Below are 18,549 nucleotides of genomic sequence, written 5' to 3'. Positions count from 1 at the left end.
TTGAGAGACTCGAACACACCATTAAAGATGTGTCGTTTCAATTTTCAGCTTGATCCAGATTTTTAAAGAGCAAATATCTCAAACATGACTCGCAAGTCAGTTTTGAGATATGACGGCAGGTGACTTTCACTCACGAACCAGCAAGTGGCGTCCCCTAGGGGATTCGAACCCCTGTTACCGCCGTGAAAGGGCGGTGTCCTGGGCCTCTAGACGAAGGGGACGTACAGTCTCAATCGCAAGACGCCTTGCTATTTACTTTTCATCAGACAATCTGTGTGAGCACTGCAAAGGCAGGTTCTTTAAGGTAAGGAGGTGATCCAACCGCAGGTTCCCCTACGGTTACCTTGTTACGACTTCACCCCAGTCATGAATCACAAAGTGGTAAGCGCCCTCCCGAAGGTTAAGCTACCTACTTCTTTTGCAACCCACTCCCATGGTGTGACGGGCGGTGTGTACAAGGCCCGGGAACGTATTCACCGTAGCATTCTGATCTACGATTACTAGCGATTCCGACTTCATGGAGTCGAGTTGCAGACTCCAATCCGGACTACGACGCACTTTATGAGGTCCGCTTGCTCTCGCGAGGTCGCTTCTCTTTGTATGCGCCATTGTAGCACGTGTGTAGCCCTGGTCGTAAGGGCCATGATGACTTGACGTCATCCCCACCTTCCTCCAGTTTATCACTGGCAGTCTCCTTTGAGTTCCCGGCCTAACCGCTGGCAACAAAGGATAAGGGTTGCGCTCGTTGCGGGACTTAACCCAACATTTCACAACACGAGCTGACGACAGCCATGCAGCACCTGTCTCACAGTTCCCGAAGGCACCAATCCATCTCTGGAAAGTTCTGTGGATGTCAAGACCAGGTAAGGTTCTTCGCGTTGCATCGAATTAAACCACATGCTCCACCGCTTGTGCGGGCCCCCGTCAATTCATTTGAGTTTTAACCTTGCGGCCGTACTCCCCAGGCGGTCGATTTAACGCGTTAGCTCCGGAAGCCACGCCTCAAGGGCACAACCTCCAAATCGACATCGTTTACGGCGTGGACTACCAGGGTATCTAATCCTGTTTGCTCCCCACGCTTTCGCACCTGAGCGTCAGTCTTTGTCCAGGGGGCCGCCTTCGCCACCGGTATTCCTCCAGATCTCTACGCATTTCACCGCTACACCTGGAATTCTACCCCCCTCTACAAGACTCCAGCCTGCCAGTTTCGAATGCAGTTCCCAGGTTGAGCCCGGGGATTTCACATCCGACTTGACAGACCGCCTGCGTGCGCTTTACGCCCAGTAATTCCGATTAACGCTTGCACCCTCCGTATTACCGCGGCTGCTGGCACGGAGTTAGCCGGTGCTTCTTCTGCGGGTAACGTCAATTGCTGTGGTTATTAACCACAACACCTTCCTCCCCGCTGAAAGTACTTTACAACCCGAAGGCCTTCTTCATACACGCGGCATGGCTGCATCAGGCTTGCGCCCATTGTGCAATATTCCCCACTGCTGCCTCCCGTAGGAGTCTGGACCGTGTCTCAGTTCCAGTGTGGCTGGTCATCCTCTCAGACCAGCTAGGGATCGTCGCCTAGGTGAGCCGTTACCCCACCTACTAGCTAATCCCATCTGGGCACATCTGATGGCAAGAGGCCCGAAGGTCCCCCTCTTTGGTCTTGCGACGTTATGCGGTATTAGCTACCGTTTCCAGTAGTTATCCCCCTCCATCAGGCAGTTTCCCAGACATTACTCACCCGTCCGCCACTCGTCACCCGAGAGCAAGCTCTCTGTGTTACCGTTCGACTTGCATGTGTTAGGCCTGCCGCCAGCGTTCAATCTGAGCCATGATCAAACTCTTCAATTTAAAAGTTTGATGCTCAATGAATTAAACTTCGTAATGAATTACGTGTTCACTCGTTGAGACTTGGTATTCATTTTTCGTCCGAGGACGTTAAGAATCCATGTCACTTTGAGTGCCCACACAGATTGTCTGATAAATTGTTAAAGAGCAGTTGCGACGCGCTTCAGCGCTCTTTCGCGAGGTGGCGTATATTACGCTTTCCTCTTTCAGAGTCAACCCTGAATTTCAGGATTTTTTCTCTTCAACCGACCGGGTTGTTTGTGAAGTGATTCACATCCGCCGTGTCGATGGAGGCGCATTATAGGGAGTTCCCGAGCGACCGCAACCGCTAAATGACAGAAAAATGACTGACTGCTGCATTCCCCAGCAAAACCCCGCCTTATACCTTTTTACACACAGAGTTATCCACAGCGATGCGAAAAAGTGAAAATTCGCGAGCGTTGCGCAAACGTTTTCGTTAAAATGCTCGCGCTTAACAAGGATGCCTCGTCAGGTGTGTTAGATGAGTTTTTCGCTGGAAAATTCATCTAACGCTCTCTGTAATCGTGAAATCCAGGGGATTTACCATGCAACAACGTCGTCCAGTCCGCCGCGCTCTGCTCAGTGTTTCTGATAAAGCCGGTATCGTCGAATTCGCTCAGGCACTTTCTGCACGTGGTGTAGAGCTGCTGTCCACAGGTGGTACCGCACGCCTGTTAGCAGATAAAGGTCTGCCGGTAACCGAAGTGTCCGATTACACCGGTTTCCCGGAAATGATGGATGGACGCGTCAAAACCCTGCACCCGAAAGTCCACGGCGGCATTCTGGGTCGTCGCGGTCAGGATGATGCCATTATGGAACAGCATGATATCGCGCCAATTGATATGGTTGTCGTTAACCTTTATCCGTTCGCCCAGACCGTGGCGCGTGAAGGCTGCTCTCTGGAAGACGCCGTAGAGAATATTGATATCGGCGGACCGACGATGGTGCGCTCCGCGGCCAAGAACCATAAAGACGTGGCCATTGTGGTGAAGAGCAGCGACTACTCCGCCATTATTAATGAAATGGATGCGAACGAAGGGTCACTGACTCTGGACACCCGTTTCGACCTCGCGATTAAAGCATTCGAACACACCGCCGCGTACGACAGCATGATCGCCAACTACTTCGGTAGCCTGGTGCCGGCTTACCACGGCGAAAGTAAAGATCCTTCCGGCCGCTTCCCACGCACGCTGAACTTGAACTTCATCAAGAAGCAGGATATGCGTTATGGCGAGAACAGCCACCAGCAGGCAGCCTTCTATATAGAAGAAGAGGTAAAAGAAGCTTCTGTCGCTACCGCCCAGCAGGTTCAGGGCAAAGCGCTCTCTTATAACAATATTGCCGATACCGATGCCGCACTGGAGTGTGTGAAAGAGTTCAATGAGCCTGCCTGCGTTATTGTGAAGCACGCGAACCCATGCGGCGTAGCGGTCAGTACTTCTATCATGGACGCTTACGATCGCGCCTATAAAACTGACCCAACCTCTGCCTTCGGCGGCATTATCGCGTTTAACCGTGAACTGGATGCCGAAACCGCGCAGGCCATTATCTCTCGTCAGTTTGTTGAAGTGATCATCGCGCCATCTGCGTCTGAAGAAGCGCTGAAAATCACCGCCGCGAAACAGAACGTGCGCGTGCTGGTTTGCGGCCAGTGGGCAGAGCGCGTGCCGGGTCTTGATTTCAAACGTGTAAATGGTGGGCTGCTGGTTCAGGATCGCGATTTGGGCATGGTGACAGCCGCTGACTTGCGCGTCGTCACCAAACGTCAGCCAACCGAACAGGAACTGCGTGATGCGCTGTTCTGCTGGAAAGTGGCGAAGTTCGTGAAATCCAACGCCATTGTCTATGCAAAAGAGAACATGACCATCGGGATAGGTGCAGGCCAGATGAGCCGCGTTTACTCTGCGAAAATTGCCGGTATCAAAGCAGGCGACGAAGGCTTGGAAGTAAAAGGTTCTGCCATGGCGTCTGACGCCTTCTTCCCGTTCCGTGACGGTATTGATGCGGCCGCCGCTGTGGGTATCACCTGTGTGATCCAGCCTGGCGGTTCTATCCGTGACGACGAAGTCATTGCCGCTGCCGACGAACATGGCATTGCGATGATCTTCACCGATATGCGTCACTTCCGTCATTAATTCCCGGAGCAGAAAATGAAAGTATTAGTGATTGGTAACGGCGGGCGCGAGCACGCGCTGGCGTGGAAAGCGGCGCAGTCTCCGCTGGTTGAAACCGTTTTTGTGGCTCCGGGTAATGCGGGTACGGCGCTGGAACCTGCGCTGCAGAACGTCGCCATCGGCGTGACCGATATCCCCGCGTTGCTGAGCTTTGCCCAGAACGAGAAAATCGATCTCACCATCGTCGGCCCGGAAGCGCCACTGGTGATTGGCGTCGTTGACGCGTTCCGTGCCGCAGGTCTGAAAATCTTCGGCCCGACGGAAGGCGCAGCACAACTGGAAGGGTCTAAAGCCTTTACCAAGGATTTCCTTGCGCGTCATAACATCCCGACGGCGGAATACCAGAACTTCACCGAAGTCGAGCCCGCGCTGGCTTACTTACGTGAAAAAGGCGCGCCGATTGTGATTAAAGCCGACGGTCTGGCTGCCGGTAAAGGTGTTATCGTCGCGATGACGCTCGAAGAAGCCGAAGCAGCCGTACAGGATATGCTGGCAGGCAATGCCTTTGGCGACGCAGGCCACCGCATCGTGATTGAAGAGTTCCTTGATGGCGAAGAGGCGAGCTTTATCGTGATGGTGGATGGCGAACACGTTCTGCCGATGGCCACCAGCCAGGACCATAAGCGCGTGGGCAATGCGGATACCGGGCCGAATACCGGCGGTATGGGCGCTTACTCTCCTGCCCCTGTGGTGACGGATGAAGTGCATCAGCGCACCATGGACCGAATCATCTGGCCAACCGTAAAAGGAATGGCTGCCGAGGGTAACACTTACACCGGTTTCCTCTATGCGGGACTGATGATTGACAAGCAGGGCAATCCGAAGGTGATCGAATTTAACTGCCGCTTCGGCGATCCAGAAACTCAGCCCATCATGCTGCGCATGAAATCTGACCTGGTGGAGCTGTGCCTGGCCGCATGCGACGGCAAGCTGGATGAGAAAACCTCAGAGTGGGATGAACGCGCGTCTCTGGGCGTGGTGATTGCTGCGGGCGGTTATCCTGGCCACTACAACACCGGAGATGAGATCCATGGCCTGCCGCTGGAAGAAACCGAAGGTGCCAAGGTGTTCCACGCCGGAACGAAACTGGCTGACGACGATCGCGTACTGACCAACGGTGGCCGCGTGCTGTGTGCCACCGCGCTGGGCCATACCGTTGCCGAAGCGCAGAAGCGCGCTTATGCCCTGATGGCGGATATCCACTGGAACGGTAGCTTTAGCCGTCAGGATATCGGTTATCGTGCGATTGCACGTGAGCAAGGGGAGTAATCCCCCCTCATTCTAACCCTCTCCCTGAAGGGAGAGGGGATTTACGTCAAAAACTCTTTTCTGTCGGCTGCCAGGTGCAGAAATCTTCGTTCGCCACCAGCAACAGCTGAGAGCCTTCAGGCGCTTCAAGCCACGCCACACTCACTTCCATTGATGAATGACGCTGACGGCGCTGTATATGTTCGGTTGCCCAGGATTCAAGATCAGGTTTGACTGTCTGCCCTTCGCAGGTAGTGACCGTACCATCGGTATGCCAGCGCCCCTGGCGCAGCACCACGCGTCCCTGACGCAGCGCATCGCTGGTCTGGCGGATTTGTCCGGCACGATAACGATAGAGAGCAACCTGATCGCTGGAGAGTTGCTGTTTTTGACCGTTGACTTCACGCTGCATAAAGCTCAGCTCGCCGTGATCATCAAACCGCACTTTTACATGTTCGGGGGTTTTGCCGTAGATATTGAGTTCGATGAATGACAGGTCGTCTCCCTGCCAGCGATACTCTGCAGTCGATGTATTGCCGTTATGCCACGGGCTAAAAGCGGAAAGCAGATGCACTTCACCACCAGAATCTTTACGCCAGATCCTCACCGCTCCCTGGTTGTCAGCGTAACCGCTGGCGGTAAACGGTGGTAAAGAGGTGTCATGGCTACAGGCGGAAAGCAGTAACACGCCCGCCAGCGCAAGCGCGCCACGCCAGAATGACAAAAGGGGCGTTGCCGCCCCTTCGTTAAAACTGTTCACTGCCACGCGTCTTACTTAACTGCGTCTTTCAGTGCTTTACCAGAAACAAATGCCGGCACGTTAGCTGCGGCGATTTTGATTTCTTTACCGGTCTGCGGGTTGCGGCCAGTACGCTCAGCGCGGTGGTTCACTTTGAAGGTACCGAAACCAACCAGTTGTACAGCATCGCCTTCTTTCAGAGACTCAGTAATAGCAGCCAGGGTAGATTCCAGAGCAGCTTTAGCCTGCACTTTAGACAGATCAGCCTTGTCCGCAATTACATCAATCAGTTGAGTCTTGTTCATAAGTTATCCTTTCAATGTGTTTATCGCTTGCTAAGCATCGAGTGCGACGAAAATGCCAAAATAGCACTCTCCTGCATACACGCACCGATAGCCACTTTTATTCGCCCCCCAAATGTAGACCAGACGGGGGGCAGAAGGGAAGAGTCGAGGTGCGACAAAACAGGCGTTAAATCACGTTTTGTTGTCTCATTGGTTAAAAATTATACCAATATTACTCTCACCGGCCTCACGCAAGTCCGCACGCAGCCCTTTTATCAGCTCAATATCGCGTTCTTCACACTCTGCCAGCAGGCGGAAAATCTCCCACTGAATATCCCATTCCTGTTCAACCGCAGGGTTAGCCCGCAGTTCTTCGTCGGTCATTTCACGGCCTGCCTGGGTCATTTCGAGCATCGCTACGGTCGTAATGGATGCCTTACTGACTTCAATAGCGTGCTCCAGCGTTTCACCGCTCAGACGAGAGTGAATCAGTTCGCTTAACGCTACGCAGGCATCAATTGCCGGATAGACACCGTACAGATCAAAATCATCCGCCACCGGAATAGCCTCTTCGAGCTTTTCCAGCTGAGAGTCGAAGTTCACCTTTGCGTCTTTGACCGTCAGCGTTTCCCAGATGAGGTCGAGGATCCGGCGATAAATATGGCCATCACCAAACTCCGTCTGCTTGCAGAACGCGGCGTAGTTCGGATACATGCGCTCGCACAAGCAAGCCATAAAGGTGACGTGCTGCCAGCTTTCCAGCTTCTCAAGGCGCAGGTGAATCGGGTTTTGTAGCATGATGAGATCTCGAATCGAAAATTAGCCGCAGTTTACCTGATTCATCACTGAATTTCCTGCCAACGAACAAAAGCCGGACGAGCAGAGGCCACCGCGTCTGCCCAACGCGTGGGCTCAGGTAAACGGTAACCCTTCATACAACGCTGCACCCAGGCCAGGGCGCTGTCCATGCTCACACGGTGCCCGGTTGCGATAAACAGCGGGTTACAGCGCGCTTTACTGCGCCAGACCCATGCCAGCTGCTCACCCTTATCGATAAGCGGCGCCAGCGCGCCCGGCTCGGCGGAGAGCGGCTCAAATGCACCGCACAGGCGTTTTTTGGCCACACCGATGGTGGGTACATCCACCAGCAGACCAAAGTGGCTGGCAACGCCTAAGCGACGCGGGTGAGAGATACCGTGTCCATCAACAAACAGCAGATCGGGTTTTTGCGAGAGTTGCTCCCACGCTGCGAGCAGCGCGGGGTATTCACGGAAGGAGAGAAAGCCCGGTATGTACGGCATGGTGGTGGCGATACGCGCCACTTTGTACTCCACCAGCTCAAGTGAGGGATACTTCAGCAGCACCATCGCCGCCCGCGTCACTTCACCGCCCTGCTCAAACCCGACATCCGCACCACCTATATACTGCGGGGGATCCTTATCCAGACGATCCTCGCGGATCACGGATGAAGCCAGTTCTATCTGTTGAGCGCGTAATGACGCGAGATCCATAACCACTCCTTATTTGTGATATTGCGCAGAAAGTCGGTGCACCGCCTCCACAAACGCGCCAGCGTGCTCTGGCGGAACGTCCTGATGGATACCGTGCCCGAGGTTAAACACGTGCCCTTCCCCCTGGCCAAAGCCAGCCAGAATAGACGCCACCTCTTCTTCAATACGGGCAGGCTGCGCGTAGAGCATGGACGGATCCATATTGCCCTGCAGCGCCACTTTGTCACCCACGCGACGGCGCGCGTCGGCGATATCGGTGGTCCAGTCGAGACCCAGCGCATCGCAGCCGGTCGCCGCCATGGCTTCCAGCCACTGACCGCCGCCTTTGGTGAACAGCGTGACCGGCACACGGCGGCCTTCATTTTCACGCAGCAGGCCATCAACGATTTTGTGCATGTAGTAGAGCGAAAATTGCTGATAATCGCGCCCGGTCAGCACGCCGCCCCAGGTATCGAAAATCATCACCGACTGCGCACCCGCTTTGATCTGCGCGTTCAGATAGAGGGTGACGCTTTTCGCCAGCTTATCGAGTAGCGCATGCAGGGCCAGCGGCTCTGCATACATCATCTTTTTGATCACGGTAAAGGCTTTACTGCTGCCGCCTTCAACCATATAGGTCGCCAGCGTCCACGGACTGCCGGAGAAGCCAATCAGCGGGACTTCGCCTTTCAGTTCGCGACGAATGGTGCGCACGGCATTCATCACATAGCCCAGCTCCTGCTCAGGATCGGGAACGGGCAGCTTATCAACATCCGCTTTGCTTTTGATTGTTGAAGTGAAACGCGGGCCTTCGCCGGTTTCGAAATAGAGCCCAAGGCCCATCGCATCCGGAATGGTCAGAATGTCCGAAAAGAGAATGGCGGCATCCAGCGGGAAGCGGCGCAGCGGCTGGAGCGTGACTTCACACGCCAGCTCGGCATTTTTGCACAGCGACATAAAATCGCCCGCCTGCGCACGCGTGGCTTTGTACTCTGGCAAGTAGCGTCCCGCCTGGCGCATCATCCACACCGGGGTGACATCAACGGGCTGGCGCAGCAGCGCACGCAGATAACGATCGTTTTTCAGTTCGGTCATTTTTGCAGTTCCTTAAGCGTCATGGCCTCAGTGTAACATGTCACTCAGCATCAGCCCGACACATTGCTACGGTATCTTCTATCAGCCGACGGGCGACGGTGCCTGGTGGTGGCAGCAGCGGCAAATCGTCATAACGATACCAGTTCGCCTCCAGCAACTCTTTCTGGTCGATGACAATCTCGCCGCTGTCATAATCGGCCATAAAGGCCGTCATCAGCGACTGCGGGAACGGCCACGGCTGGGAGGTAACATAGCGCAGGTTTTTAACCTTAATCCCGCTCTCTTCCATCACTTCACGCGCCACCGCCTGTTCCAGCGTTTCGCCCACCTCGACGAACCCGGCCAGCACGGTATGAATGCCGTTGCGGTGGCGGGTGTGCTGCGCCAGCAGGATGGAATCGTCACGACGGATAGCGACGATAATGCACGGCGCAATTTGCGGGTAGTAACGCTCACGGCAGTGGCTGCAGAGCATCGCCCACTCGGTTTTACTGGGGTGCATGGTGTGACCACAGTAGCCGCAGTACTTATGCGAACGGTAAAACTCAGCCAGCTGCACACCCCGGCCCGCCAGCTGGAACAGGCCCACATCCTGATCCAGCACCTGACGAACCGATCCCATGTCATTGCGGCGTGGCTGTTGGATCAACCACACGGGTTCACCCTGCCATTCCCCGATCTTCAGCGCGGGCAGGCCGACAAGATCAAATTTTTCTGCTGCGCCATAGGGTATTTCCCCGGCAGGCAACCATAATTTTTGTTCGTGACTGACGATCCACCAACCCAGATCTGATTTTTCAATAATACGATCCATATCTATTGCACTACCTTCGCTTCACTGACATGTTGTTAGCATTGTGGTTACATTTTGGATAAGCAGATTCAATTCTCAACCTTGCGGAGTCAACCATGTTAAACCAGCTAGAGAGCCTGACTGAGCGCGTTAGAGGAAGTAACAAACTGGTGGATCGCTGGCTACATGTGCGCAAGCATCTACTCGTGGCTTATTACAATCTGGTCGGTATTAAGCCTGGCAAAGAATCGTTTATGCGGTTGAATGAAAAAGCGCTGGATGATTTTTGTCAGAGCCTGGTCGACTATCTGTCCGACGGCCATTTCAATATTTATGAACGCATTATCCGCGAAATGGAAGGGACTACACCGTATTTAGCGGCCAGCAAACTCTATCCGCTGCTGGAAGCTAACACCCAGCAGATCATGGATTACTACGATTCCACGCTTGAGAACGCCATCGATCACGATAACTATCTTGAGTTTCAGCAGGCGCTTTCCGACCTCGGCGAAGCGCTGGAAGAGCGATTCACGCTGGAAGATAAGCTGATCGCCCTCGCCCTGGATCACGGCCTGGATGTGAGCCACGAAGATAACGTCGCGCGACCTGCTTGAGTTCTTAATCGTTAACGAGTAATTTACAACCATTCGCCCCTCTGTGGAGGGGGATTTTTCTTGTCGGAGTGCCCAGTGTGCAAGCACGGGCTGAGACCGTTAATTCGGGATCCGCGGAACCTGATCAGGCTAATACCTGCGAAGGGAACAAGAGTCACACTGCTGTTGTATCGCCCCCAGGGCGATCCTCTCTTGCTTCATCCGTCGTCTGACAAGCCATGTCCTTCACTTTTGGAATGAGCTATGTCTACAACAAAACTGACCCGCCGCGAACAGCGCGCACAAGCCCAACACTTCATCGACACTCTGGAAGGCACCGCTTTCCCGAACTCAAAACGCATTTACATCACCGGTTCACAGGCGGATATCCGCGTGCCAATGCGTGAAATCCAGCTTAGCCCGACCCTTATCGGTGGCAGCAAAGCGCACCCGCAGTATGAAGATAACGAAGCCGTTCCGGTGTATGACACTTCCGGTCCGTACGGCGATCCTGCGGTTGCCATTAACGTTCAGCAGGGTCTGGCGAAATTGCGCCAGCCGTGGATTGACGCGCGTAACGACTGCGAAGAGCTCTCTGACCGCAGCTCGGCGTACACCAAAGCGCGTCTGGCCGACGATGGTCTTGATGAGCTGCGCTTCACCGGGTTGCTGACGCCGAAACGCGCGAAAGCAGGTAAATGCGTTACCCAGCTGCACTATGCCCGCCAGGGCATCGTCACGCCGGAGATGGAGTTTATCGCCATTCGTGAAAACATGGGTCGCGAGCGTATCCGCAGCGAGGTGTTACGCCACCAGCATCCGGGAGAAGGCTTCGGGGCACGTCTGCCGGAAAACATCACGCCGGAGTTTGTGCGTGATGAAGTGGCCGCTGGCCGCGCGATTATCCCTGCCAACATCAATCACCCGGAATCTGAACCAATGATCATTGGCCGCAACTTCCTGGTGAAGGTCAACGCCAATATCGGCAACTCGGCCGTGACCTCCTCCATTGAAGAAGAGGTGGAAAAACTGGTCTGGTCGACACGCTGGGGCGCGGACACGGTGATGGATCTCTCCACCGGGCGTTACATCCACGAAACCCGCGAGTGGATCCTGCGCAATAGCCCGGTGCCTATCGGAACGGTGCCCGTTTATCAGGCACTGGAGAAGGTGAACGGTATTGCCGAAGACCTCACCTGGGAAGCCTTCCGCGACACGCTGCTGGAGCAGGCGGAACAGGGAGTCGACTACTTCACCATTCACGCGGGCGTGCTGCTGCGCTACGTGCCGATGACGGCGAAGCGTCTGACCGGTATTGTCTCGCGCGGCGGCTCTATCATGGCCAAATGGTGCCTGTCGCACCATAAAGAAAACTTCCTCTACGAACACTTCCGCGAGATCTGTGAAATCTGTGCCGCGTACGATGTCTCCCTGTCGCTGGGCGACGGCCTGCGTCCGGGCTCCATTCGTGATGCCAACGACGAAGCGCAGTTTGCCGAACTACATACCCTGGGTGAGCTGACCAAAATCGCCTGGGAGTATGACGTGCAGGTGATGATTGAAGGCCCGGGACACGTGCCAATGCAGATGATCCGCCGCAACATGACCGAAGAGCTGGAGCACTGCCACGAAGCGCCATTCTATACCCTGGGGCCGTTGACCACGGATATCGCTCCGGGCTATGACCACTTCACCTCCGGGATTGGTGCGGCAATGATCGGCTGGTTCGGCTGCGCCATGCTCTGCTATGTGACGCCGAAAGAGCACCTCGGCCTGCCCAACAAAGAGGATGTGAAGCAGGGGCTGATCACCTACAAAATCGCCGCTCACGCCGCGGATCTGGCCAAAGGCCACCCTGGCGCGCAAATCCGCGACAACGCCATGTCGAAGGCGCGCTTTGAATTCCGCTGGGAAGACCAGTTCAACCTGGCGCTCGATCCTTTCACTGCCCGCGCGTATCACGATGAAACCCTGCCGCAGGAGTCGGGCAAAGTGGCGCACTTCTGCTCCATGTGCGGGCCAAAATTCTGCTCGATGAAAATCAGCCAGGAAGTGCGTGACTACGCCGCCGCGCAAACCATTGAAGTGGGTATGGCGGATATGTCAGAAACCTTCCGCGCGAAGGGCGGCGAAATCTACCTCAAAAAAGAGGAGGCGTAATGTATCAGCCTGATTTCCCCTCCGTTCCCTTCCGTTTAGGGCTCTATCCTGTGGTGGACAGCGTGGCGTGGATCGAACGCCTGCTGGCGTGCGGCGTTCGCACAATCCAGCTGCGCATTAAGGATAAACGTGATGACGAGGTGGAGGCCGATGTGGTCGCCGCCATCGCACTGGGGCGTCGCTACGACGCGCGCCTGTTTATCAACGACTACTGGCGACTGGCCGTTAAGCACCAGGCGTACGGTGTGCATCTGGGTCAGGAGGACCTGGAAACAACGGACCTGAGCGCTATCCGGGACGCTGGATTAAGACTGGGGGTGTCAACACACGACGACATGGAGATCGACGTGGCGCTGGCGGCTCGCCCTTCGTACATCGCACTTGGCCATGTTTTTCCGACGCAGACCAAACAGATGCCCTCTGCCCCACAGGGGCTGACGCAGCTGGCGGCGCACGTTAAACGCCTTGCCGATTACCCTACCGTCGCGATCGGTGGGATCAGCCTGGAACGCGCTCCTGCCGTGCTGGATACCGGTGTCGGCAGTATCGCTGTCGTCAGCGCCATTACCCAGGCGGCAGACTGGCAGGCCGCCACCGCACAGCTGTTAAAACTGGCAGGAGCAGGCGATGAATGATCGTGATTTTATGCGCTACAGCCGCCAGATCCTGCTGGAGGATATCGCCATTGACGGGCAGCTAAAGCTGCTCGCCAGCCGGGTCCTGATTGTTGGTCTGGGCGGATTAGGCGCTCCTGCCGCGCTCTATCTGGCAGGCGCGGGCGTGGGCACGCTGGTTCTGGCCGATGATGACGAGGTTCATATCAGTAACCTGCAGCGACAAATCCTCTTCACCACGGAGGATGTTAACCAGCCCAAAGCGCAAATCACCCGCAAAAGGCTGAAGCAGTTGAACCCGGACATCACGCTCATCGCGCACCAGGAGCGGCTCCACGGCGACACTCTGCAGCGCGAAGTCGCCCTTGCTGATGCGGTGCTGGACTGCACCGACAATATGGCGACCCGCCAGGCCATTAACGCCGCCTGCGTGGCACAGAATACGCCGCTTATCACCGCCAGTGCGGTCGGTTTCGGCGGGCAGATGATGGTGCTGACCCCGCCCTGGGCGCAGGGCTGTTATCGCTGCCTGTGGCCGGATGATGCCGAGCCGGAGCGCAACTGCCGCACCGCGGGCATACTGGGCCCGGTGGTAGGCGTGATGGGGACCCTGCAGGCGCTGGAAGCCATTAAATTGCTCAGCGGTATGGAAACAGAGCGCAATACGCTGCGGCTGTTTGATGCCCGCTCCAGCGGCTGGCGTCATCTGGCACTGCACCGCGCCAGCCACTGTCCGGTGTGCGGAGGCCGCAATGCGCATTCTGTTTAATGATGAGCCGATGAAATGCGATGACGGTCTCACCGTTGCCGCGCTGCTCGAGAAGCTGCGCCAGCTCAAGCCGGGAACGGCGCTGGCGCTTAATCAACAGATCCTACCGCGTGAGCAGTGGGAACATCAGCAGGTGAGCGAAGGCGACCAGATCCTGCTGTTTCAGGTTATCGCCGGGGGCTGAGATGTTACGTATTGCTGATAAAGTCTTTGATTCACATCTGTTTACCGGGACCGGAAAATTCGCCTCGCCGCAGCTGATGGTGGATGCCATCCGTGAAAGCGGCAGCCAGCTGGTGACGCTGGCGCTCAAGCGCGTCGATCTGCGCCATCACAGCGACGCCATTCTGGCACCGTTGCTGGATGCTGGCGTTACCCTGCTGCCCAATACCTCCGGTGCGAAAACGGCTGAAGAAGCGATTTTTGCGGCTCAGCTGGCCCGTGAAGCGCTGGGTACCCACTGGCTGAAACTGGAAATACATCCGGATGCGCGCTGGCTGTTGCCCGACCCCATCGAAACGTTAAAAGCGGCCGAAAAGCTGGTGCAGCAAGGCTTTACCGTTCTGCCCTACTGCGGGGCCGATCCCGTGCTGTGTAAACGGCTGGAAGAGGTCGGCTGCGCTGCCGTCATGCCGCTGGGTGCCCCAATTGGTTCTAATCAGGGACTGGAGACCCGCGCCATGCTGGAGATCATCATTGAGCAAGCCACCGTGCCGGTGGTGGTGGATGCAGGCATTGGCGTGCCCAGCCATGCCGCCCAGGCGCTGGAGATGGGAGCAAGTGCCGTGCTGGTGAACACAGCCATTGCGGTCGCCGACGACCCCATCAGGATGGCCCGTGCGTTCCGCATGGCCGTGGAGGCTGGCTTGCTGGCACGAGAGTCTGGCCCGGGAACGCGCAGTTTTCAGGCACAGGCCACCAGCCCGTTGACCGGCTTTCTGGAGGCACTCTCATGACCACCTTTACCGACCGCTGGCGGCAGCTTAACTGGGACGATATTGCCCTGCGTATCAACAGTAAAACGCAGGCTGATGTGGAGCGCGCCTTACAAGCCCGTCATCTGTCCCGCGACGATATGATGGCCCTGCTCTCTCCGGCGGCGAGCACCTTTCTTGAGCCGATGGCCCAGCGCGCTCAGAGACTCACCCGCCAGCGTTTTGGCAACACGGTGAGCTTTTACGTACCGCTCTACCTCTCTAACCTGTGCGCGAATGACTGCACCTACTGCGGCTTCTCCATGAGCAACCGCATCAAGCGGAAAACACTCGATGAGAGTGAAATCGCCCGTGAGTGTGCCGCCATCCGTGAAATGGGTTTTGAGCATCTCCTGCTGGTCACGGGTGAACATCAGAGCAAAGTCGGGATGGACTATTTTCGACAGCACTTTCCGGCCATTCGCCGTCAGTTCGCGTCGCTACAGATGGAGGTTCAACCCCTGTCGCAGGAGGAATACGCGGAGCTTAAAACCCTCGGGCTGGACGGAGTGATGGTGTATCAGGAAACCTACCACGAGGCGACGTATGCCCGGCATCACCTGAAGGGAAAGAAACAGGATTTCTTCTTCCGGCTGGAGACCCCGGACAGGCTGGGCCGGGCCGGGATCGACAAAATCGGTCTGGGCGCGCTGATTGGGCTGTCAGATAGCTGGCGAGTGGATTGCTACATGGTAGCGGAACACCTGCTATGGCTGCAGCAGCACTACTGGCAAAGCCGTTACTCCATCTCTTTCCCACGCTTGCGACCGTGTACGGGAGGTGTTGAACCCGCCTCGGTAATGGACGAACGTCAGCTGGTCCAGGCCATCTGTGCGTTTCGCCTGCTTGCCCCGGAGGTTGAATTATCCCTCTCGACGCGTGAATCTCCTGCGTTTCGTGACCGCGTGATCCCGCTTGCGATTAACAACGTCAGTGCGTTCTCCAAAACGCAGCCAGGGGGCTACGCCGACGACCATCCGGAGCTGGAACAATTTGCGCCACATGATAGTCGACGGCCAGAAGCGGTTGCCGCCGCCCTGACCGCGCAGGGGTTACAACCGGTCTGGAAAGACTGGGATAGTTGGCTGGGAAGAGCCTCGCAAATGCGTTGAAACGCACTGCAAGCCGGTAAAAAATTGTCGAGGCGCTCTGGAGAGTCACAATCGGACGATTGTCATCTATCGTCCGGTTTTTTATTGTCATGCCGTCAGCAACGGAAGCTGACCAGGGCGAAAAGCTTCTTCCTCGTTTCGCCCTGCCTCTGATTCATTGCACACGCCGCCCGCCAGTGAATGAGTATTTTCTTAATGGTTCTTAAGATAAATCATCTCATCTGAAACTGTGTTCCGTATAATTCACAGCTAACCGCAGGACAGCGACTATGCTGAGAGGATATCGGCAGACGAAAAAACTCACCATCAGGATTGATGTACAACTCATGGCACTTCACAGCAGAAAGCTCTCTTTTACCCGACCCATTATGCTCAGCTTTGCGGGGATCCTGTGCAGTTTTGCGCTGATCGCGGTCGTGGTTACCCTTTCACAACAAAAAGATTTTCTTGAGGATTATCATAAGATTAATGGTAACTTCACCCACAACCTGGCGGTGAACTACACCGAATCTATCCTGCGTGAAAACGACTATATCCTTGGGCGTTCGGCGCTCTATTTTGCACGCAACGACACGCTGAACGAGATGCTGAACGTCAACCCGTCGCAGGGTTTACAGATGTTGATGCATCTACAGAACCTGATGCCGACCGTCTCTTCCATTTCTCTGACAGACACCCAGGGCCGTTATCTGCGCGCGCCGGAGGTACTTCCCACGGAAAAGAGCAAAACCTTCGATCCCCGGACGCGTCCATGGTTCATCGCCCAGGCGGAAGCCAGCATCTTCAGCCACTATACCCGCCCCTATATGGACTATTTTACCGGGCATCCCACGGTCACTCTTTATAAGCCGTTGATTTCGCCGGAAGGACGGCTCAAGGGTACAATAGCATTTCATCTCGATTTGACCTCCATGGGGTTTACCCTTCGTCAGATGGTAGCGCCTGTACAAGGGGAATTCTTTGTTGTCGAACGCGACGGTGCCGTGGTGCTTCACCCTGATCCGGGCGCGCTCTTCAAGCAGTACGTGAGCGAAGCGCTGATGGACAAAATGACCAGCGGCGAAGGCCATCTGTATGATAAGAAAACCAAAGCCTGGTATTACTACTACTCCTTCACCAACCCGGACTGGTTTGTCATCTACCGGGTTTCGGGCGCAACGCTCACCGACATTACCCGCCATGAGACCACTATCGTCGGCTGGGGTTTTGCGCTGGCGGCCATCATTATCATCCTCTTCGGTCTGTACCTGCGCCATGAGTCGCGTACCGTGCTGATGACGATTATCAACGCCATCAAAACCGGCGACGTCAACCAGGCTCCGCGTCTGGAAGCGATGCTTAGCCATACCATCCAGTCCAATAAAGCGCGTGAGATGGCCTATGTGCGCCAGGCCACCCATGATGCACTCACCGGCTGCAAAAACCGCCGGGCATTTGATAGCGATGTAGATGAGCTACTCAGTGCCCACCAGCCTTTCGCCCTGGCGCTGATTGACATCGACAACTTTAAATCGATTAACGACACCTGGGGTCACCTGAGCGGTGATATTGTCCTGCGTAACGTGGCGCGTGAAGGGATCCAGATAATGCAGCCGCATAACGTCTCGGTTTACCGCTACGGTGGAGAAGAGTTCGCAGTGATTTTCCAGGCTGACCAGATCGCTAGCGCATTCTCGTTACTGGACGCGTGGCGAACCGCCGTTGAAAAACGCGTCTGGCGGGAAGAAAACCTGCGGGTAACGTTCAGTGCCGGTCTGGGGGAATGGCATTTCGAACCGCTGGAGGAGCTGGTGGGGAGCGTGGATAACGCCCTATACAGCGCGAAACAACAGGGAAAAAACCGCATTATTCGAACGTCTGTCGGCTGATTTTCGCTGCCCGGCGCAAAATTGTAACCGGTTTCAGAAAAATGCCGATTTCTTTGTGATGCCTGACACACAATCACGGTAAAGCGGTTGTTGAAGCAGTCTGCACGGGATAATTATCAATAAACACATGTAGATCGAGGCTGATTATGAAGAACATCGTTTTATGCTGTGCAGCGGGAATGTCAACGAGCATGCTGGTTCAACGTATGAAAGACGCCGCGCAGAAAAAAGGGGTTGAAGTCACCATTAAAGCCGTTCCGGTCGCGGAATTTAAAGACAACATCGCGACGGCCGACATCGTATTACTGGGGCCACAGGTTAAATACGAGCAGGCGAAACTTCAGGCCCAGGCCGAGCCGCTGGGTAAAAAGGTCGCGGTGATCGACATGATGGATTACGGCATGATGAAAGGTGATGCCGTACTGGAAAAAGCGCTCAAACTGCTGGAGTCATAATGGAAGACTTAGAAACGACAATCATGGAACTGCTGGTCAACGCGGGTGCGGCGCGCAGTGCTGCCCTGACGGCATTACAGATGGCGCGTAAAGGTGACTTTGACGAAGCCGAAAAGGCGATGGAAGAGTCGCGCGAGTATGTGAAGCATGCGCACACCATCCAGACACAGCTTATTGGTCTTGATGAAGGCACCGGGAAGCTTCCGGTTAACCTGATTACCGTCCATTCTCAGGATCACCTGATGAACGCGATGGTCATCCAGGATCTGGCGGGCGATATGATTGAGCTTTATCGACGCATCCCGTTGCTAAATTAAA

At 55.5% G+C, this 18,549-nt stretch carries 18 protein-coding genes, 1 tRNA gene, 1 rRNA gene and 1 riboswitch; of the genes, 12 read left to right on the top strand and 8 right to left on the bottom strand.

Features of this window, described 5'->3' with window-relative positions:
• Window positions 1–145 precede the first annotated feature (145 nt).
• A tRNA-Glu gene (locus ACQG22_RS01285) sits at window positions 146–221 on the bottom strand.
• Window positions 222–305: 84 nt separating this feature from the next.
• A 16S ribosomal RNA gene (locus tag ACQG22_RS01280) occupies window positions 306–1,845 on the bottom strand.
• Between the two features lie 563 nt (window positions 1,846–2,408).
• Here ACQG22_RS01280 and purH point away from each other — a divergent pair.
• Both purH and purD read left to right on the top strand, forming a co-directional pair.
• Complete coding sequence (gene purH / locus ACQG22_RS01275; protein WP_062857151.1) at window positions 2,409–3,998, top strand: bifunctional phosphoribosylaminoimidazolecarboxamide formyltransferase/IMP cyclohydrolase; 1,590 nt, start codon at window positions 2,409–2,411, stop codon at window positions 3,996–3,998.
• A 15-nt stretch (window positions 3,999–4,013) separates the two neighbouring features.
• Window positions 4,014–5,306 (top strand): phosphoribosylamine--glycine ligase, encoded by a 1,293-nt coding sequence (purD, locus tag ACQG22_RS01270; RefSeq protein WP_013095019.1) that lies wholly within the window; start codon window positions 4,014–4,016, stop codon window positions 5,304–5,306.
• A gap of 46 nt (window positions 5,307–5,352) precedes the next feature.
• Here purD and ACQG22_RS01265 read toward each other — a convergent pair whose 3' ends face one another.
• From ACQG22_RS01265 to nudC, 6 genes are all read right to left on the bottom strand, one after another.
• Window positions 5,353–6,045, bottom strand: a complete 693-nt coding sequence (locus tag ACQG22_RS01265; protein WP_023621286.1) for a DUF1481 domain-containing protein — start codon at window positions 6,043–6,045, stop codon at window positions 5,353–5,355.
• A gap of 11 nt (window positions 6,046–6,056) precedes the next feature.
• Window positions 6,057–6,329, bottom strand: a complete 273-nt coding sequence (hupA, locus tag ACQG22_RS01260; RefSeq protein WP_002445246.1) for a nucleoid-associated protein HU-alpha — start codon at window positions 6,327–6,329, stop codon at window positions 6,057–6,059.
• 186 nt (window positions 6,330–6,515) lie between these two features.
• Window positions 6,516–7,106, bottom strand: coding sequence for a YjaG family protein (locus ACQG22_RS01255; RefSeq protein WP_013095017.1), 591 nt, complete (start codon window positions 7,104–7,106; stop codon window positions 6,516–6,518).
• 44 nt (window positions 7,107–7,150) lie between these two features.
• Window positions 7,151–7,819 (bottom strand): deoxyribonuclease V, encoded by a 669-nt coding sequence (gene nfi / locus ACQG22_RS01250; protein WP_013095016.1) that lies wholly within the window; start codon window positions 7,817–7,819, stop codon window positions 7,151–7,153.
• 9 nt (window positions 7,820–7,828) lie between these two features.
• Window positions 7,829–8,893: a uroporphyrinogen decarboxylase gene (hemE, locus tag ACQG22_RS01245; RefSeq protein ID WP_013095015.1), complete on the bottom strand. Its 1,065-nt coding sequence runs from the start codon at window positions 8,891–8,893 to the stop codon at window positions 7,829–7,831.
• A gap of 40 nt (window positions 8,894–8,933) precedes the next feature.
• Entirely contained in the window at window positions 8,934–9,707 is a 774-nt protein-coding gene (gene nudC / locus ACQG22_RS01240; RefSeq protein ID WP_013095014.1) for an NAD(+) diphosphatase, read from the bottom strand.
• Window positions 9,708–9,802: 95 nt separating this feature from the next.
• On the opposite strand from nudC, the gene ACQG22_RS01235 reads away from it, so the two are divergent.
• The 10 genes from ACQG22_RS01235 to ACQG22_RS01190 all read left to right on the top strand — a co-directional run bounded on the left by ACQG22_RS01235 (window position 9,803) and on the right by ACQG22_RS01190 (window position 18,548).
• Complete coding sequence (locus tag ACQG22_RS01235) at window positions 9,803–10,300, top strand: Rsd/AlgQ family anti-sigma factor (protein ID WP_013095013.1); 498 nt, start codon at window positions 9,803–9,805, stop codon at window positions 10,298–10,300.
• A 54-nt stretch (window positions 10,301–10,354) separates the two neighbouring features.
• Window positions 10,355–10,464, top strand: a riboswitch (TPP riboswitch).
• Between the two features lie 79 nt (window positions 10,465–10,543).
• On the top strand, window positions 10,544–12,439 hold the full coding sequence (gene thiC, locus ACQG22_RS01230) for a phosphomethylpyrimidine synthase ThiC (RefSeq protein ID WP_020684620.1): 1,896 nt from the start codon (window positions 10,544–10,546) through the stop codon (window positions 12,437–12,439).
• Window positions 12,439–13,074, top strand: coding sequence for a thiamine phosphate synthase (gene thiE / locus ACQG22_RS01225; protein ID WP_020684621.1), 636 nt, complete (start codon window positions 12,439–12,441; stop codon window positions 13,072–13,074). The genes thiC and thiE overlap by 1 nt, the downstream gene beginning before the upstream one ends.
• Window positions 13,067–13,822 (top strand): HesA/MoeB/ThiF family protein, encoded by a 756-nt coding sequence (locus ACQG22_RS01220; RefSeq protein ID WP_038985018.1) that lies wholly within the window; start codon window positions 13,067–13,069, stop codon window positions 13,820–13,822. The genes thiE and ACQG22_RS01220 overlap by 8 nt, the downstream gene beginning before the upstream one ends.
• A complete protein-coding gene (thiS, locus tag ACQG22_RS01215; protein WP_013095009.1) occupies window positions 13,806–14,006 on the top strand; it encodes a sulfur carrier protein ThiS in 201 nt (66 codons plus the stop codon). The genes ACQG22_RS01220 and thiS overlap by 17 nt, the downstream gene beginning before the upstream one ends.
• 1 nt (window position 14,007) lies before the next feature.
• Window positions 14,008–14,778: a thiazole synthase gene (thiG, locus tag ACQG22_RS01210; protein ID WP_013095008.1), complete on the top strand. Its 771-nt coding sequence runs from the start codon at window positions 14,008–14,010 to the stop codon at window positions 14,776–14,778.
• Window positions 14,775–15,908, top strand: coding sequence for a 2-iminoacetate synthase ThiH (thiH, locus tag ACQG22_RS01205; RefSeq protein WP_040023567.1), 1,134 nt, complete (start codon window positions 14,775–14,777; stop codon window positions 15,906–15,908). Before thiG ends, thiH begins: the two co-directional genes overlap by 4 nt.
• Window positions 15,909–16,234: 326 nt before the next feature.
• On the top strand, window positions 16,235–17,776 hold the full coding sequence (locus ACQG22_RS01200; protein WP_029883059.1) for a sensor domain-containing diguanylate cyclase: 1,542 nt from the start codon (window positions 16,235–16,237) through the stop codon (window positions 17,774–17,776).
• A gap of 146 nt (window positions 17,777–17,922) precedes the next feature.
• A complete protein-coding gene (locus ACQG22_RS01195) occupies window positions 17,923–18,231 on the top strand; it encodes a PTS sugar transporter subunit IIB (RefSeq protein ID WP_023334100.1) in 309 nt (102 codons plus the stop codon).
• Window positions 18,231–18,548, top strand: coding sequence for a PTS lactose/cellobiose transporter subunit IIA (locus tag ACQG22_RS01190; RefSeq protein ID WP_013095004.1), 318 nt, complete (start codon window positions 18,231–18,233; stop codon window positions 18,546–18,548). Before ACQG22_RS01195 ends, ACQG22_RS01190 begins: the two co-directional genes overlap by 1 nt.
• Window position 18,549: the final 1 nt, after the last annotated feature.

This window comes from Enterobacter cloacae complex sp. 309I3, from assembly GCF_050031595.1.
GTDB lineage: Bacteria > Pseudomonadota > Gammaproteobacteria > Enterobacterales > Enterobacteriaceae > Enterobacter > Enterobacter cloacae.
The sequence above is the reverse complement of the archived record's forward strand: the minus strand, read 5'-3'. Positions and strand labels throughout refer to the sequence as shown.

What these genes read in the sequence shown, in the direction of transcription:
- purH (WP_062857151.1), top strand. Translation starts at nt 2,409, where the DNA reads ATGCAACAACGTCGTCCAGTCCGCCGCGCTCTGCTCAGTGTTTCTGAT.
- purD (WP_013095019.1), top strand. Translation starts at nt 4,014, where the DNA reads ATGAAAGTATTAGTGATTGGTAACGGCGGGCGCGAGCACGCGCTGGCG.
- hupA (WP_002445246.1), bottom strand. Translation starts at nt 6,329, where the DNA reads ATGAACAAGACTCAACTGATTGATGTAATTGCGGACAAGGCTGATCTG.
- ACQG22_RS01255 (WP_013095017.1), bottom strand. Translation starts at nt 7,106, where the DNA reads ATGCTACAAAACCCGATTCACCTGCGCCTTGAGAAGCTGGAAAGCTGG.
- nfi (WP_013095016.1), bottom strand. Translation starts at nt 7,819, where the DNA reads ATGGATCTCGCGTCATTACGCGCTCAACAGATAGAACTGGCTTCATCC.
- hemE (WP_013095015.1), bottom strand. Translation starts at nt 8,893, where the DNA reads ATGACCGAACTGAAAAACGATCGTTATCTGCGTGCGCTGCTGCGCCAG.
- nudC (WP_013095014.1), bottom strand. Translation starts at nt 9,707, where the DNA reads ATGGATCGTATTATTGAAAAATCAGATCTGGGTTGGTGGATCGTCAGT.
- ACQG22_RS01235 (WP_013095013.1), top strand. Translation starts at nt 9,803, where the DNA reads ATGTTAAACCAGCTAGAGAGCCTGACTGAGCGCGTTAGAGGAAGTAAC.
- thiC (WP_020684620.1), top strand. Translation starts at nt 10,544, where the DNA reads ATGTCTACAACAAAACTGACCCGCCGCGAACAGCGCGCACAAGCCCAA.
- thiE (WP_020684621.1), top strand. Translation starts at nt 12,439, where the DNA reads ATGTATCAGCCTGATTTCCCCTCCGTTCCCTTCCGTTTAGGGCTCTAT.
- ACQG22_RS01220 (WP_038985018.1), top strand. Translation starts at nt 13,067, where the DNA reads ATGAATGATCGTGATTTTATGCGCTACAGCCGCCAGATCCTGCTGGAG.
- thiS (WP_013095009.1), top strand. Translation starts at nt 13,806, where the DNA reads ATGCGCATTCTGTTTAATGATGAGCCGATGAAATGCGATGACGGTCTC.
- thiG (WP_013095008.1), top strand. Translation starts at nt 14,008, where the DNA reads ATGTTACGTATTGCTGATAAAGTCTTTGATTCACATCTGTTTACCGGG.
- thiH (WP_040023567.1), top strand. Translation starts at nt 14,775, where the DNA reads ATGACCACCTTTACCGACCGCTGGCGGCAGCTTAACTGGGACGATATT.
- ACQG22_RS01200 (WP_029883059.1), top strand. Translation starts at nt 16,235, where the DNA reads ATGGCACTTCACAGCAGAAAGCTCTCTTTTACCCGACCCATTATGCTC.
- ACQG22_RS01195 (WP_023334100.1), top strand. Translation starts at nt 17,923, where the DNA reads ATGAAGAACATCGTTTTATGCTGTGCAGCGGGAATGTCAACGAGCATG.
- ACQG22_RS01190 (WP_013095004.1), top strand. Translation starts at nt 18,231, where the DNA reads ATGGAAGACTTAGAAACGACAATCATGGAACTGCTGGTCAACGCGGGT.